Source organism: Paenibacillus sp. JNU01, from assembly GCF_059130585.1.
In genome coordinates this window covers 5,246,364-5,262,780 of sequence record NZ_CP169723.1, presented here as the reverse complement: position 1 = coordinate 5,262,780, position 16,417 = coordinate 5,246,364, and the positions used below count along the sequence as shown (strand labels likewise).

The window sequence follows — 16,417 nt, the reverse complement described above, 5'->3', positions numbered from 1 at the left end:
AGATATTGCTTATTTTGATGTAAGGCTTACTTGTGCAGCAGCTTGATCCCAATCCACGGCTAATCCCAGTCCTTCTGAAATGAAGCGAACGGGTACGAGTGTACGACTGTTTTGAATGATCGCGGGGGCATCAATTTCAATTGTCTCTCCATTTACCATTGCTGTGCTACTTCCGATCTTGAGCACAAGAGTCTGGTCATTCAGAACGGTTGTTACGGTCTTCGCCGTTTTGTCCCAAGTCACTTCTGCACCAAGTGCTTCGAGGATTGCATACACAGGTACCATCACTCGGCCACTTTGCTGCAGTGGGTCCTGATCCGGGAAGGTAATTGATTTACCATCGAGTGTTACGGTAATGGTCTTGTCAGTTGTTCCAGATGAAGTATTCGAGCCTGTCTCTTCCGAAGTCTCAGGCAGTGGCGTTACTTCACGCCCAAGTTGCTCTTGCAGATTTGCAAGGCGGTTCAGTGCAAATGTGGTTAGTGACCCGGCTGCCATGGAACCCATACCTCCGCCTCCACCGCCAAAGTTACCGCCAGGACGTGTCTGCGTATTGCCTGTGCTATCTGTTGTTCCTGTTCCCGTTGTGCCAACCGGAGGTGTTGCTCCATCTGGAGGTGTCATTCCTTCAAAACCTTCCGGCGGTGTCATGCCTTCCATGCCCTCAGGTGGTGTCATTCCCTCAAATCCTTCAGGTGGTGTACCGCCCATCCCCCCAGCGACATCTGCATTGGCAGAATAAGCAATGTTGGATTCAAACTGTTCTGTCGTATAGAATTTCGTTGGATCTGCTTCTACATATGGACGAATCTCATTGGCAAGATCAGTAATACGATTCTGAATGCCTTCCATATAGTCCGTCAGTTCATTGACGTAGCTCATATATTTTTCCTTATACTCCGGTACAGCAAGCAGGTTGTTAATCATCGGTACATTTTCCATGCTAATGCCTAGTACAGGCTCATCCACAGATACGTTCGTTGCGTTGGTGTTAGTCGTGGTTGATCCGGTTGTTGTGCCACGTCCGCCTCCACCGGAGTATCCATTGAAGGACATGTTAAAGTCCCAAGGTACAACGGTAAACTTGCCATCCTCATCGCCATAGAGCATGTAGTTATGTCCTTTGTCGCCGCTATAGCTGTCATAGTTGCCGAAAACCATGTTGCCTGCAATATATTGAAGCGCCGAATCCACGTCCAGCACGCTCTCGATATCACCCTTTTCACCTTCTGGCATCTCGTTCAGCGTTTGGATGAAGGTTTTTAGTTTGGCTTTGTCCTTATCCGTACCCAAGTCTTTGGTGATTGTACTGTAGTCACTGCCCTCTTCATATTGAAGATAACTCTTCTCATCTGTATCATATAGCACGCCTTCTTCGTAATCCTCACCGTAGTTGCGTTCCAAGTAACTGTCATCTACGGCTTCAACCCCGGTGTAGAAACCGACCAGTTCGCCATTAACATACAGATTAACATAGTTTGTCATCGGCACATCCATGCCAATACTGCGAAGCGCTTCATAGTGAAGTACCTCACGCATATAGGATGGATCTGCATAGTTGTTATTGAGCACCATTTTGTCCAGTCCGAGCAAGGTTTGTGTTTTGTCGTATTTATCGAACTTCAGTCTGAAGCTGTATCGATCCGAATCCTCCATCGAGGCTACGGCTTTCAAGGTCAGATTCCCCTTGGTGGAGAAACCAACGTTGTCCAGCTTGTTGCCGTCCACGTCCACACTCACATTCTTGTAATCCTTATCGAGCGGACTTTCAAGCATACTCTTCCAGTCTGCATCATCAATCGTTACATTCACATCAATCACGTTGTCCGTCTGGAACAACGATTCATAAGCTTGTGTCACGCCTGCACTCGCGGTTGTCGCTGTGCTCTCTGCGGCAAATGCCGCATTTGGACCTTCCATCAGGCCAAAAGATGACGTTACCATAGTCACGGACAAAGCCGTTACTGCTGCTTTTCGTAATAAATTTTTCAAAATGATAAATCCTCCTTCTTGGTTTCTGTTAAGCAACTGAGGCTTATGTAACCATGGTAGAGGACGAACCTTTAGTGAATCTTAAATAACGACTACAACAAAAAGTAGCCCATCAGGCTACATAAGTTGAACTATGAATGTTACACCTTATCACTCCGATTGCAGTACCATTTTCCGATCGCTCTTATCCCCAGATTTTCATCATTCCCTTTGTTTATGGGGAAAATCCAGTGATAAAGGCGAACGCTACGCTTCTTCAAATTGGTTCTGCACTCTCCGTTTAGGTGTAAAATTGAGCTTCAACTTATATAGATACCTGCTAGGCTACTTATTCTGATCCTTTATAGTTCGGTAACGGTCACACCTTCTGCTTGGTAGTAGTCCTCATTCACGTTGTTTAGAATGTTAGCCTTTAGCAGAATGCCGACTCCGGCAAACAAGCCGATTCCGTTTGTGTTACCTTCGATTCGGTTATCCTCGATCAACACATTCTCGGGATTCCCTTCGCCTATATTGCCAGCTCCAGCATCGCCTTTGTCGCGCTCAAGCCGTACGCCCCAGTATCCACTGGCAGTATTGTTACGAATCACATTGCCGCGAATTACCGTACCTGGTCCATTCAATACTTTGATTCCAGCCGCATCTGCAATCGTGGTTGTATTCTCGATGAGATTATCCTCAATTAGAGTATCGGGGGTACCCATCGTCACCGAAATACCGATCCGGCTGTTCTTGATTGTGTTGTCATGAATGTAGTTTCCTTTGCCAGACTTGCTGTGGTTGCTTGGCGCTGAACCCCCTGTATTGCCAAGCCCAATCCCTGCACCTGTCAGCACATCCGTAATGACATTGCCAGAGATTTCATTCAAATACTCCAGTTCACCATGAAGATCAATGGCATCCAGCTTGGTTCCATTAAATGTATTGCCGCGTAACACGTTATTGTGAGCCACAAACTGAATCAGTGCTCCATGTCTGAGATAAGGACCCTCAAATGCACTGTCCTCCACCACATTCCATAACGTATCATTATCAAAGCCGAGTCGATCGGTCTTGGCCGTTCCCTGAATCGAAATGCCGTATCCTGAACCTCCGGGGCCCAGATCTGTTGCATTGCGGAAGGTTGCATGCTTCACAACAACATCGCGGCTGTGCTCAATTCGGATCGCCATTCGTTTGAACTTCTCCACAATTACGCCGTCAATTGTAATGTCATACGATGGTAACTCACCATAATTGGCGATGTGAATCAGACTATCCGGCCCCCCAGCGGAGGGATTATTGGATTGATGATCCGTCGTGTAGCTGCCGGACCAGGATGAAGTTAGGGTCATCTTGGATACGAGAATGCTATGCTGAGCTGATGCCTTCAGAACGGCACTGCCCGTTACCTGATCCAGCGATGTCTTGAGCACGGTTCCTTCACGGCTCTCTCCTCTCAGATTCACGCCGGATTTGAGCATCAGGTTGGTGGTTCCATCCGGCCCGGATAACAAATTGTACACTCCATTGGGTAAAAACACTTCATCACCCACCTCAGCCTCATCAATAGCAGCCTGTATTGCTGGTCGGTCATCACTCGTGTTGTCGGCAGGATTTGCTCCAAAATCCCGTACATCAATTGTACGTCCGGTCACGGCATGTGGAACATGGACAACATGTGGTGTGCCATCTGTTTCCGTCAGACCTGGGGCGATAAAGGGCATCGTCCCTTCAGGTGGTTGTGGCACGATATATGGAATCAGAGCCACAGGTGTCCCTCCCCCTGCAAAAGGGGCATACAGATGCACATCAGTCAGGCTTGTGTAAATACTCGCATCTGAAGTGCCATGCCCTGTGATTCGTACATAACGTGCAGAAGTGTCTGGGATATCAAATGCCTGCATTTCGGTTGTATCCCCACTGCTTTCGCCGTTGAATACCTGGGTCCACTGCTCACCGTCAACAGACGATTCCATCTCAAAAAAGGTCTTTCGGACATCCCCTTTGTAAAAACCAATCCCCACATAACCCACTGACTGTATCTGACCCAGATCAAATGTGATCCATTGCCCCTCCCCGGCAACAGACCAGCGTGTATAGCTGTTATTGTCGAGGGTATTGGTCGCCAGGTTGCCGTCGCTGCCACTTGCCGTGACAGAAGCCACAGGCAGGGACAATAACGGGACGTCTAGGGTTGTCATTTCGGTTGATAAAGCACTGCTGATATTGCCCGCCTCGTCAATTGCTTTCACTTGAAACGTATACGATGTCCCAGCTGCAAGTTCGCTGTCACGAAATGACCGCTTACTTTGTTCTGCCAGCAGGACTCCATCTCGATAAATTCGGTAGGCAGATACAGCTGTATCATCGCTGGCCGCTGGCCATCTCAGTTCCGCAAAATCTGTCCCCCAGTTGCGAATCTCAAGCTCAGCTCCCTGCTCCCATTCGGGTGACTGCGTGTCACTGCCTTCTTCGATCAAAGCAATGACTGCTAACTGTGGACGCGGATTGCTCGTTCCGTTCGCTTCCTTGGTGTATACGTTCACGGAAACACCCGTTGATTCCGCATCCGCAAGCAAAAATGTAACCTGATCCGCATCTGGACGATTCTTCACAACATCGGTTACATCCACTTCGTAGACGGCCGGGCTTCCATTCCGATCTGCCGTAACCTGGAATGTGCCGAGCAGCGAACCTTCGCTCAGACTTTGGACCGGAGCATTCGACCAGGTTAACGATGATTCGCTCCAGTCTGTTACATTCAAACCGTACAGAGACAACGTGGTATCGATATTTGATGTGCCTTTCTTGGCTGCAATCCGCAATCGATACCGATCTCCTTCCGGCTCATTTCCAGTCATATCAAATTTGAAGTACACATATTTCTTGGTTGAAGAAGTGGAAGAGATGCTTAGTAATCCGGTACTGGAGCCCGTGGCCTGATTGAAATTCAGGTCAGGCTTGCTGCTGTCAATCGCCGCATCGTCGCTTGGCAGCTTACTGGCGATGACCTTTTCAATCAACGGTTTTTCTTCAGCCACTTCTTCATCTCCAGGCGAAGTGTCTTCAGGATTGCTTTTGAAAATAATAGGCTCCGTAACGATCCGGTTCTTCACATGTTCATCCATGAAAGCCCATGCCTCTGCATTCGCAGTCTCGGAAGCGGTCCCTGTAAATCCATGGCCCTGACCAGGCACGACTTTCATATCCACAATCGGCACACCCGCAGATTGAAGCTGTCCCGCGAAAGTAACGCTGTCGGTATAGGGAATAGTGGCGTCAGCATCACCGTGCCGAATCCAGAATGGTGGATCATCTGGTGAGGCATACGTGCCCGGCATGGCAAGTCTGGCCTGCTCCGGAACATCGAACGCGCGATGCCCGCCAAGCAGAGCTGTGACCGAGCTATAGTTATTAGCAAATGTCGTTGTAAAATCAGCAGGTCCGTACCAGTCGGCGACCGCCTGCACTTTGTCGGAATACTCAGGCCATCCGCCTGAACCTTCCAGATCAGGTATATCTACTGTCACCCCTGTATCGAGCTCTACAGTGTCACCAGCGACCATGTCCCCTGTTGTACCGAGCAATGCAGCGAGATGTCCGCCCGCCGATGATCCCCAGACACCAATACGGCTTGGGTCCAGATTGTACTGCTCAGCGTGAGCTCGCAGGTATCGAATAGCAAGCTTTACATCCTGAATCTGGGCAGGGAAAGGTGCCTCAGGCGTCAGTCGGTAGTCCAGAGACACACCGATGTAACCGCGTTTGAGTACATAGTTGCATATGGAGTTCAATGCCTGCTTCCGGTCCCCGTGATTCCATCCACCTCCATGGATATAGACCATGACTGGCATCGGTTCTGCTGCCGCTGTCTCGGGAACGGCAATGGATGAATACATCGCCCGCCCACCAGCCGTACCGCTCTCCACATCCTCATATAAAGTCACTCCTTGCGGTGGCGTGAATTCAGTATTCCCCTCTCCAGGTGGCACCGGGGATGGGGCAGGCGTTATTCCGGGAATAGCCTGACCGTAAATGGCAACATTGTCGATATACATGTTGGCCTGCATGGCATCTCCTGTCCGAAATCTAATTTTGACCGTGCTGTTATTGTTCGCTTCCGAACCCAGCGTCCAGCTTTTTAGCGTATTGCCTTCCTTATTCTTCAGGTCCGGGGTGCCCGGGGGAAGTTCAAATGTCTCCAGCGTCGTCCAGGATGTGCCACCATCCTTTGACCATTCGATAATCACACTTCCAGTTATATAGGAGGAAGCACGAGTGTAGTAGCTCAGCCGAATATTTCCGTATCCAGTCAAGTTGAGAGGTAGTGCAAGCGCATCGGTTCCGTCCATCTTGATCATATTGGGCAGCGAGGGAGCCGTGGTGGAAGATGACGTCTTGGCCTTGCTTCCACCCGCCCCTTCCTGCGACCAGGGAGCTCTCAATGCAATTCCACCTGTAGAGCCAAAATTGTCCGGGTCATCAAAGTTTTCCGCGTAAATCTCCAGCTCCGGGCCCTCCGGCTCCGGGACGTTCTCTCTTTCTTCCTGTGTAGGGTTACGAATAGAGCTAGGAACAACATCTTCCATCGCCCGGACTTCATGCATGGGAACGATGGTGCCGTTAATGAGAATCATAGACATGGCAACAAGGACAACTCGTTTTTTCCACGTTTTGAACAAATTATTCACTTGTATCCCCTCCGCACGGTAGTCCAATCTCCTGACGTTATACCCTTGCGATTGCTGATGGTAATCATTGCTTATCCAGTACAATTCTATCGACGCGGTGCCGACACGCCTTCACCGTTCTTGAACTTCTCTGTGGCTTCCTTGATGGCCTGATCCCCGCCTTTGGATTTCCATTCTTCAACTACCTTCGGCCAATCGGAGATCGGCTCCTTGCCATATACCATCTTGATCATGTGTGTGAGCAATACCTGAGGAGGTGTATCCGAATTGGGAGCAATATCGGGATTCTGTACAAAAGCTTCCAAACGCGGATCAAAGTTAATGCCATCCCGACCTTCTTTGGCTAAAACCGTATCGTAAATATTCATCAGCTTTTTGCCTTCTTCAGTCAGGGATAGGGAGCCTTTGTTGTATGTTGTGTCCTGTACGAACCATAAGAACGATTGACGGTAACGCTCCTCGTCCACGCCAGCAGAGTCTGTCGGAGCTATATATGAAATCACACCATTATCCTCTGTATAGGTCTCTCCTTCCGTACCGTACGTGAAGAACTTCTCCGCTTCATCAGACACCATCCAGTTGAAGAAACGGATAATGGAAGCCGGATCGGTCGCATCCTTATTAATAAAGTAGGCACGTGTCACAGGACCGTACAGATAATAACCGCCTTTTCCGTCCGGGCCGACAGGGGAAGGGATAATCTCGATTTTGGCATCGGGAACCGACGCTTTAATCTGCTTCTCCCACTGGATCAGTTCGTTGGCATTCATGGACCACATGCCTGCTTTGCCGGAGAGGATCGTATTTTTGAATACGGTGGAATTAATGGTTGCGAACTCTTTGTTGATAAGCCCTTCCTCATACATCGTCTTATACACCGTCAGGGCTTGCTGCATATTCTCGTTATCCATGAACTTCGGTACAATCTGGTCGCCCTGCTGCTCCATCATGGACAGGAACTGCTGCACATCATAGGCACCAAAGAAGGTATCCGCATATTTGAAATCCTCACGCCCCATATATGGATTCTCCACGCCAAGCTTTTTAAAGGCGCGCAGCACTTCCATTGTCTCCTCCACCGTAGTAGGCACCGGCAATCCGGTTTGATCCAGCAGATCCTTACGAATCCAGGTTGCCCGGCGGGATGGATTGGATAAATATTCAGGGATGGCATAGATCTGGCCGTCATGGGTGACCTGGTCCCAGGCTTCCTTCGGCACGGCTTTCAGCAAATCTTGCCCATACTGCTGCAACAACTCATCCAGTGGCTGAAATACTCCGGCTTCGACCGAGCCGGCCATCTCCTTGCCGTTGACGCCGCCGTCACCCTGCACCACATCAGGAATATCATTGGTGGCAAACATTTGCACCATTTTCTGCTCATATTCCTTATGAGGCACCAGGACAATTTTGAGATCTGTATTGGTCAGATCCTCCAGCCTTTTCACCCATTTATCCTGGTTGATGTCGGGCGACTTCTCCACATACGTATACGCCAGCGTTCGCAGTGACATGGAGAACCTCGTCTTGCCGTCTCCCCCATTCTCACCGGATTTCGCCCCGTTTCCAGTGCTGCATCCCGCCATGACGGTTGTCGCCAGCAATAGCGCCATGCCTGTGACCATCCACTTTTTCATGCTACCCCTCTTTTCATCCTGATTTAGATTTAGGTACCACTCGTTGGTGAAGCGCTTTCAAATAGATGTTAAAACATCCCCACCGCCTGCAACAATGGGGATGTTTTAGATGAGATTGCGTTTTCTTTAGGTCAGCACTTACTAGTACGTCTTGGATACCTCGATCTTCTTTGTTATACCGTTGTCGGTAAAATAGAGATGAATGCCGTGATCCTGGTCATCGATGAAATAAGGGACATACTTCGGCTCCTCAATCTTATATGGCACAAGCAGCGTTACAATTCTATGGCTTGAAGCAGGCCTCGTTTCCGCGCTTAGATGATAATGTCTGTCCAGCCCTTCATACTCTGCCGGGTCCACCTCTGCGAATTGATCCGTCTGGCTGAGCGACAGTTCACCGGAGGAAGCATAGACAAATGTCCCCTCAAGCCCTGCCTTAGTACCGTTCAGACGGAAGGTCTGCCCTTTCAGCTGTAACGGGTGTAGTGCATGGAATAGCCATTGAACACTGTCCGGCTGCTTCAGGTCAATGTGGTCCACAATGACGAAGTAGGATGATTGCAGAAAATGTATTTCCCGTACAACACGCTTCACATGCGGTACGGTGCTGGCGTAGGCATCGGTCGCTACCGCGCGCACATAACCATCACCGTCTCGCCAATACGCATCTTCGATCTGCCCGGTTGCCGCCATGTTCAGCACTTTGTTGTTCTCGGCATACTGACCTGCTCCGCCAATCAGCAGATTGTTTTTGGAGCGTGTCTGCCTGCGCCATTCCCGGTGAAAGGAACTTCCATGCGCGATATAATAGCCGGTATCCGCCGCAAGCGGCTCACCGAATGCATGCAGGGTAAAGCTGTTCTGATCCGCATGGCTATGGCTGATGGAGCCATAACGGCTTGACTTGAGTAGCAGCATCATATGCTCATCCGGATCATCCATCCGGTGATGCATAGCTACCCATCCCACATCCCGGAACCATTTGAGCGGCTCGATGTTCACAGGTGACTCTTCCTCCACCTGCGGATAATCGTGGCGATATACCAATTCGTCAAAGTTAAAATCCCACCAGCCGTAGTTATAAAAAGCTCCCTCTGTCCCCGGATCGGATTGGCGTACACGCTCAAAGTACCACTGGTACCAGCGGTTGCCTGTAACACCTGCCAGTTGGCGCACAAGATAGCCTGTTTTCAAATTGACCGGGTCACCCAGCGTAGACTGATCTCCAAAGCTGGCGCGCCGTGCATCAGGCGGGTACACGTAGAGTGGAAAATCCCCGGTACGCTGGAAGAACGGTCGACGGAAGAAGTCGATGCCCGCATAGTTTCGCAGCAGATTCATCGCTTCGGTTACATAGGCCATGCCTGTTGTCCAGTACATCGGTCCTTCGGCCCAACCCCCATCACTGCCACCCCAAGGGGAGTACAGACAGGCATAATAATCGATCGCATAATCCAGCCACGCTGCAGCTTGCTGCTCCTCATGCAACAAAGCCATACAGCACGGTACAAGTACGGAAGACAATGAACGAATTGCATGGCTGTCATAGGGCACATGATGAATCTTTGAGCGGACCATTACATGCTGGGCTACCTGTTCTGTCCGCCGCAGCAAACTGCGTCTTACCACATCTTGCTCTTCACTGTTCAACTCATCATGCAGCCAATCATAGCCCCAAGCAAGCGCCGCTGCGACCCGAAAGGCTGCCTCATCGTTATAATCGCGGGAGGTTGTTCCCTCCGTATCCCAGGCCGCCACATGCAACAGCCAGGTTTTCGCCGCTTCAAGCAGCCGTTCGTCTCGAAGCACCCGCCCAGCGATACTCAGATGACGAATGGCATATAACACTTCCTGACAGTCAATGTACATTTGTCTCCACAACGTGGCGACACGTTTGTTCTCCGGGTAAGGCAGCGGTTCACGAATTGGCTCACGGTCTGCCCACGGTTCCACGGAATTTGCCATAAACACATCCCAGCCGCAATACGTGGAGTCGGACGCAACACCATCAGCAAGCGCATTCAGTCCACGCTCACCAAGCCACAGCCGTGGGTGAGATGTGTCTGTGCAAACGTATCGCTGTGCCCGGGAGGGTAGAGGTGTCTCCGGTAGTCCCGCTGGAACCTTAAACCGCCGCACCTCACTCCATGATGACATTTCCTGCTGTTTCTCCTGCACGGCATCCGTTTCGGCTTCGCTTCCTTGCTGCATTGATTGATCTATAAGCAGCGCATATCGCCAATAATACTCTCCAGGTTCAAACACCCGGTCAGGTGTGAAAAAATTATACGGGAGCGGCGTAAAGGTCATCGTCTCTTCTTTCTGAAAAGAAGGGCTCGCCGATACTTGCAGCAGATAGGCATTCTCATCCTCCTGCTGTGCCGCCATCCAGGTAAACCTTGGCGGATTCTCTGCCAGAATGGTATGTTCATCAGGTGCATAGTCCACATGGAACGGCCCGCTAATAGGTTGGTACAACAGTCTTTCTGCAAGCTTCCGTTTCACTTCCATCGTATCATTCCCTCCTTATCGCAATGTTGTAGCCTCAACGCATGTACATTCCGCCATTGATTTCTATCGTCTCTCCGGTGATAAAAGCCCCCAGGTCAGAACACAGGTACAACGCCGCTCCTGCAACATCATCGGGAGTCCCTTCCCGTCCAAGCGGGATGCTGCCTACTGCAGAAGTCCGGCCTTCTGCCGAGGTGAACGTAGCATGGAATGCCGTCTGTCCAATGAAGCCCGGTGAAAGGGCATTAACCGTAATCCCCCCAGGAGCCAGTTCTTTGGCAAGCCCTTTGGTTAACGCAATGACAGCCGCCTTGGAGGCTGCGTAAATAGCTGCACCCGGCCCGCCCCCGTTATGAGCCGCTACCGAGGTCAGATTGATAATTCGTCCGCCTCCAGCCGCCTTCATGCCAGGAATGACCGCTTTGGAGACAAATACGGCGCTCTTCAGATTGACATCCATAATCCGGCTGTAAAGCTCCTCGCTCATCGTTTCAATAGGGCTCCGCTCCACCAGATGCCCCGCATTATTGATTAACAAGTCAATTGGACCGCCGAAACGAAGCGTGATATCCCCAACCATCGATTCTATGGCATCCATATCGGTCACATCGGCCTGAAATGCCGCCGCTTCACCACCAGCATCCCGAATCGCTGCCACGACCTCCTCCGCCCGCTCCATATTATGCAGACCATTCACAGCCACCTTTGCCCCACAGCGAGCCAATGACCCGGCAATAGCAGCGCCAATCCCTCCACTGGAACCTGTTACCAACGCAATTTTGTTCTGCAAGTTAATATTCATGTTTGATCTTCCTCCCTGTTATTGGTTTCAATTACATTAAATCCGCTTGCTGTGCTGATCGGCCGGAAGCGCCATCGTAATGGTCGTTCCCAAGCCTCGCTCACTCTCAATCATCAAGCCATACGTTTCTCCAAATACCAGTTGAATCCGTCGATGGACATTCATGAGACCAATGCCTCCACGATGGTAGAAATCATCGGAATCTTCCCCTGCCAGACGATTTAATTCCAGACGGTCACGCAGCTTCTTCAGGCGTTCATCGTTCATGCCCATGCCGTTATCCTGCACGATCACAAGGAAGCGATCTTCCAGGCGCCGAGCATCGATGCGGATATAATGACCCGGTTCCATGCCCTGTGGAAACGCATGTTGCAGCACATTCTCCACCAGGGGCTGGAGGGTGAGACGAACCATTTTTTCCAGCAACAGATCCGGTGCAATGATGACCTCCACTTCAAGCTCCCGATCCATGCGATGTTTCATGATAGAAAGGTAGGCGAGCACATGCTTCAACTCATTGGCCACCGTAATTTCCTCCAGATTGGTCTGAATGGAATAACGGAGCATATGGGCCATCGATTCCACCATCTGTGCAATTTCTTCGGAGTCCTGTACAACGGCATAACATTTGATCGTCTCCAGCGTGTTGTAGAGAAAATGCGGATTGATCTGCAACTGGAGCGCCTGAAATTCCGCACGGTGTCGTTCCAACGCCTCCTGCTGTAGCTCAATTTCCGACTTCTGGCGGCGCAGCTCCGACTCATATACACTCTCAATCATGTCCGACAAACGGCTGACCATCAGATTATAGCTGCGGATCAGCACGCCAATCTCATCACGCCTTTCCTTCATCTCCACCTTGTTCCAGATTCCCTTCTCCGTCTGTCTCATTCCGTTCATCAGCACCCGAATGGGTTCCACTTGAGATGCTCCGATCCGATACGCCACAACAAGCGCAGCGAGCAAGGTTCCTGCACCAACCCATAATGTAGCTGAGCGAATCGTTGCAATCGGCCTTTGAAGCTCCGACAGCGGCACGGAAGCGACAAAGCGCCAGCCCGAATAGGCAGACAGTTCCGATATAAACAGCCGTTTGGTGCCATCCGTGTTCTGTTCCAGTGACCCTGCCTCCATGTGCATAAGTCTGTCCACGGTGCTGGATGACATCACGGTTTGCGCCTCCTCGACCCCAGGAAGGTAGATGACATTTCCGTTCTGATCCATCACATACTGATATCCCCCTTGACCGAGATCGAGTTCTCCCCAGATGTTGTCAAGCTCCAGCACATTCACTTCCATCGCCAGCACTCCGTTTGGTGTGTAGGAGGACATCCCCCTGATCCGGCGTGCAATCGTAATGACATTCGAACTCTGTCCACTGCGAATACTGCGGGTGAGCAACGTCGATTCGCCATTCGCAGGGGTCGTAGCGAGCAGCTCCTTATACTGCTGGGCAGCATCGATATCGGGTATGCCCGCTGAATTCTGGTTGTCATCGATGACAACCCGCCCGTTCTCCCCGATAACATACAGGAACTTGATCTGTGGATATAACATAAATACAGGCGGGAACACGTTCCTTTTAATCTGACGGCTGTACTCGTAATAGGCATAACTATCCTCCCAATTCATATCGAGGAAATGCTTCACACTTCCATTAGAGAGGATAGAGTACGTTGAGCGATCATAATTTTGCAAATACAGGTCGGTCTGGTACGCCGTATTACGCATCGTTTGGGCGATGTTGCCCGCCAACTGGTCGTTCATCTCAGTTGAGGCATAGGTGTAGGTAAACAAGCCGATAGCAGACAGGGACAACGTAATTACGATGGCAAAATGAAAGAACAGGCGGATAGACAGGCTGCGCTTCATCATTCAATGCCCAACTTGCTACGGTATTCGGACGGGGTCAGTCCGGTAATTTTCTTGAATGTCTTGGTAAAATGGGGATGATCCGCATACCCCACTTCGTAGGATATATCCGTAATCCGGTTGCCCGGCTGTTCCAGCATGCGTTTGGCCAGTTCCATTTTGCTGCGTATCCGGTATTGAATAAAGGTCTGACCTGTCGTCTGTTTAAACAGTTGGCTGAAGTAGGACGGGTTCAGTCCCAACTTGGCGGCAATCTCGTCCAGTGACACTTCCCTGCGCAAATGCTGTTCCAGATAAGCCTTAGCTTCTTCCACCGGATGCTTGCGCTTGCCGCTGCGCTTTTCCTTGATCGTCTTCATCAACATCTGGATTTCGTTGCCCAGAGCCTTGAAGCAATCTTTTGAGGAAGCGCTTTCATTAATCTGACTGGACGTACTCATCGTTCCGTTTCCCCGTGCATTCATTCTGGCTACAATCAATTCCAGCAATTCCTGAAAAAGCGCCGCTGTCTGCTCAGGCATCAGGGCATAAGCCGGATAACGATCTGACCATGCTGCGAGCAACTCCGTCACATCGGATTGCCTTAGCTCCCATATCGCCTCTTCCAGACGCATCGCCCAATCGTTCAGCTCCCTCACGGGTACAAGAGAAACCGTAGGTTTATCCTCTTCGGATGCCAGCAATTTGAGCAGCAGTTCATGAAGCTCCTGTCGTCCCACAGGTTTCAGCAAATATCGCTTTACCCCATAATCCATACAGGCTCTTGCATATTCAAAGTCCGAATAACCGGAGACCACAACAATGCGTATCGTACTGCCTTGCTCGGATAAACGACGGCAGAGCTCAATACCGTCCATCGTTGGCATGCGGATATCCGTAAACAGGATGTGCGGCCGAAAGTCTCCCATCACTTGGAGAGCTTCTTCCCCATGTGCAGCCTGCCGAATCTCACAGTCGAACAGTCCCGCTTGTTTGATCATCTTCGCCAGACCCATTCGAATCATTGGCTCATCGTCCGTAATCAAGATTCTGAACATCGCCATTCCCCCGTTTCCGTCAGATCTGTATGTTGCTTGTACTTAAGATTTGACGGAGCCGACCATGATTCCTTTTACAAAATGCTTTTGCAGGAAAGGGTAAATGATAATGATCGGCAAGGTGGCGATAATAATGGTTGCCATTTTGATGCCTTCCGGCGATGTATGCGCAAGGGTGCTATAGACGGCAGAACCTGGATCGACGGAAATATCGTCACTTTCAAACAGCTTCTTGAGTGTTACCTGGATCGGCCACCAGGCCGGATCATTCAGATAATAGAGCGCCGTGGAATACGCATTCCAGTGGCCTACCGCATAGAAAATACCGAGTGATGCCATGGCCGGTTTGGACAATGGGATGACGATACGCCAGATGATACCGAATTCTCCACAGCCATCGATACGAGCAGCGTCAATCAGCTCACCCGGCAGCTGTGCGAAGAACGAGCGCATAACGAAGAAATTAAAGGCATTAATCGCTCCGGGCACAATCAGCACCAGTGGATTGTTAACCAGATGCAGTTCTTTCATCAGGATAAAGTTCGGAATGAGCGGCGCCGAGAATACGACGGTTACCAGGACAAACATGACAACGAGAGAGCGTCCCTTGTACTCTGGACGAGACACAGGATACGCAAGTGATGCCGTTGCCGCAAGATTGACCAGCGTCCCGAACAGCGTCACCCCAACCGATACCGCAAATGCCCTCCAGAATGCAGCATCGCCAAATACATATTCATAATTGATCCAGGTAAAATCAACAGGCCAGAAGCTAACCTTTCCACCCATGATCGCTTCCGAGCTGCTGAGTGATTGGGCCAGCACATTAATGAAAGGCAGAATCATCGTCAACGAGAGCAGCGTTAGAAAAACGAGATTACCAATGCGAAATATACGGTAACAGACACTGGGGGTACGCATAGAGCTCGCCTCCTAATACAGGCTTTCGCCGGTTGTTTTTTTGCTGAAGAAATTACCGAGTAGAACAAGCATCAAACCCACGACCGACTTGAACAATCCGATGGCCGTTGTATAACTGTATTGCTGTGAGAGAAGCCCGGCTTTGTAAATATACGTATCGAGAATTTCACCCGATTCCAGATTGAGCGGATTCAGGAATACAAACACACGCTCAAAGCCCAGATCGAGGAACTTCCCAATGTGCAGCAGGAGCAGGATCATAATCGTCGGCAGCAAGGATGGCAGGGTAATCGACCATATTTGCTTCAAACGTCCGGCTCCATCCACCTCTGCCGCCTCATACAGATCGGGATTGATGCCAGCAATGGCTGCCAGGAAAATAATCGTTCCATACCCAGAGTCACGCCAGATGCCGGAACCAATCAGAATGGAACGAATATACGAGTCTTCTCCAAGAAAGTAGATTGGTTGCATCCCCAGAAACCCAAGTGCCTTGTTCACCACCCCGGCATCCATCGAGAAAATGCCCATGAAGATTCCGCTAATAACGACCCAGGATAGAAAGTGAGGCATGTATACAATCGTTTGCAGCAACCGCTTAAATACAATCATCCGTACTTCATTTAGCAGAATGGCCAGTAAGATCGGTACCGGGAATGCAATTACCAGATCATATAGTCCAAGCAGAAGTGTATTATTGAGAATTCGCAAAAAGTCATAATGGCTGAACATCTTCTGGAAATGTTCCAATCCTACCCAATCACTGCCGGTGATACCTTTGAAAATGTTGTAGTTCTGAAAGGCAATGATGGAGCCGAAGAGAGGCACATATTTGAAGAGGAAAAAATACAGGATACCCGGTACGGAGAGCAGATATAGGATCCGGTATCGCCACAGATAACGTCCTGTATCTCCGAGCCGGGTGCCCAGACCAGACGAGTGAAGTCCGGTTGTTCCCCGGCTTGGTGGCAC

The 16,417-nt window shown here is 50.2% G+C and carries 9 protein-coding genes; all 9 read right to left on the bottom strand.

What is annotated here, in order from left to right:
* Positions 1-9 precede the first annotated feature (9 nt).
* On the bottom strand, positions 10-1,992 hold the full coding sequence (locus NLBNIHML_RS22830; RefSeq protein ID WP_494352842.1) for a CotH kinase family protein: 1,983 nt from the start codon (positions 1,990-1,992) through the stop codon (positions 10-12).
* A 341-nt stretch (positions 1,993-2,333) separates the two neighbouring features.
* Positions 2,334-6,665, bottom strand: a complete 4,332-nt coding sequence (locus tag NLBNIHML_RS22825; RefSeq protein WP_494352841.1) for an alpha/beta hydrolase fold domain-containing protein — start codon at positions 6,663-6,665, stop codon at positions 2,334-2,336.
* 86 nt (positions 6,666-6,751) lie between these two features.
* Complete coding sequence (locus NLBNIHML_RS22820) at positions 6,752-8,302, bottom strand: extracellular solute-binding protein (protein ID WP_494352840.1); 1,551 nt, start codon at positions 8,300-8,302, stop codon at positions 6,752-6,754.
* Between the two features lie 141 nt (positions 8,303-8,443).
* A complete protein-coding gene (locus NLBNIHML_RS22815) occupies positions 8,444-10,813 on the bottom strand; it encodes a DUF4962 domain-containing protein (protein WP_494352839.1) in 2,370 nt (789 codons plus the stop codon).
* Between the two features lie 34 nt (positions 10,814-10,847).
* Positions 10,848-11,615: an SDR family NAD(P)-dependent oxidoreductase gene (locus NLBNIHML_RS22810; RefSeq protein ID WP_339259162.1), complete on the bottom strand. Its 768-nt coding sequence runs from the start codon at positions 11,613-11,615 to the stop codon at positions 10,848-10,850.
* A 36-nt stretch (positions 11,616-11,651) separates the two neighbouring features.
* Entirely contained in the window at positions 11,652-13,490 is a 1,839-nt protein-coding gene (locus tag NLBNIHML_RS22805) for a cache domain-containing sensor histidine kinase (RefSeq protein ID WP_494352838.1), read from the bottom strand.
* Positions 13,487-14,524 (bottom strand): response regulator transcription factor, encoded by a 1,038-nt coding sequence (locus tag NLBNIHML_RS22800; protein WP_494352837.1) that lies wholly within the window; start codon positions 14,522-14,524, stop codon positions 13,487-13,489. The genes NLBNIHML_RS22805 and NLBNIHML_RS22800 overlap by 4 nt, the downstream gene beginning before the upstream one ends.
* A gap of 42 nt (positions 14,525-14,566) precedes the next feature.
* Positions 14,567-15,445, bottom strand: coding sequence for a carbohydrate ABC transporter permease (locus tag NLBNIHML_RS22795; RefSeq protein ID WP_494352836.1), 879 nt, complete (start codon positions 15,443-15,445; stop codon positions 14,567-14,569).
* Positions 15,446-15,457: 12 nt separating this feature from the next.
* Positions 15,458-16,375 carry an ABC transporter permease gene (locus tag NLBNIHML_RS22790; protein ID WP_253442400.1) on the bottom strand — a complete coding sequence of 306 codons (918 nt, stop codon included), beginning with the start codon at positions 16,373-16,375 and terminating at the stop codon, positions 15,458-15,460.
* Between the last annotated feature and the right edge of the window lie 42 nt (positions 16,376-16,417).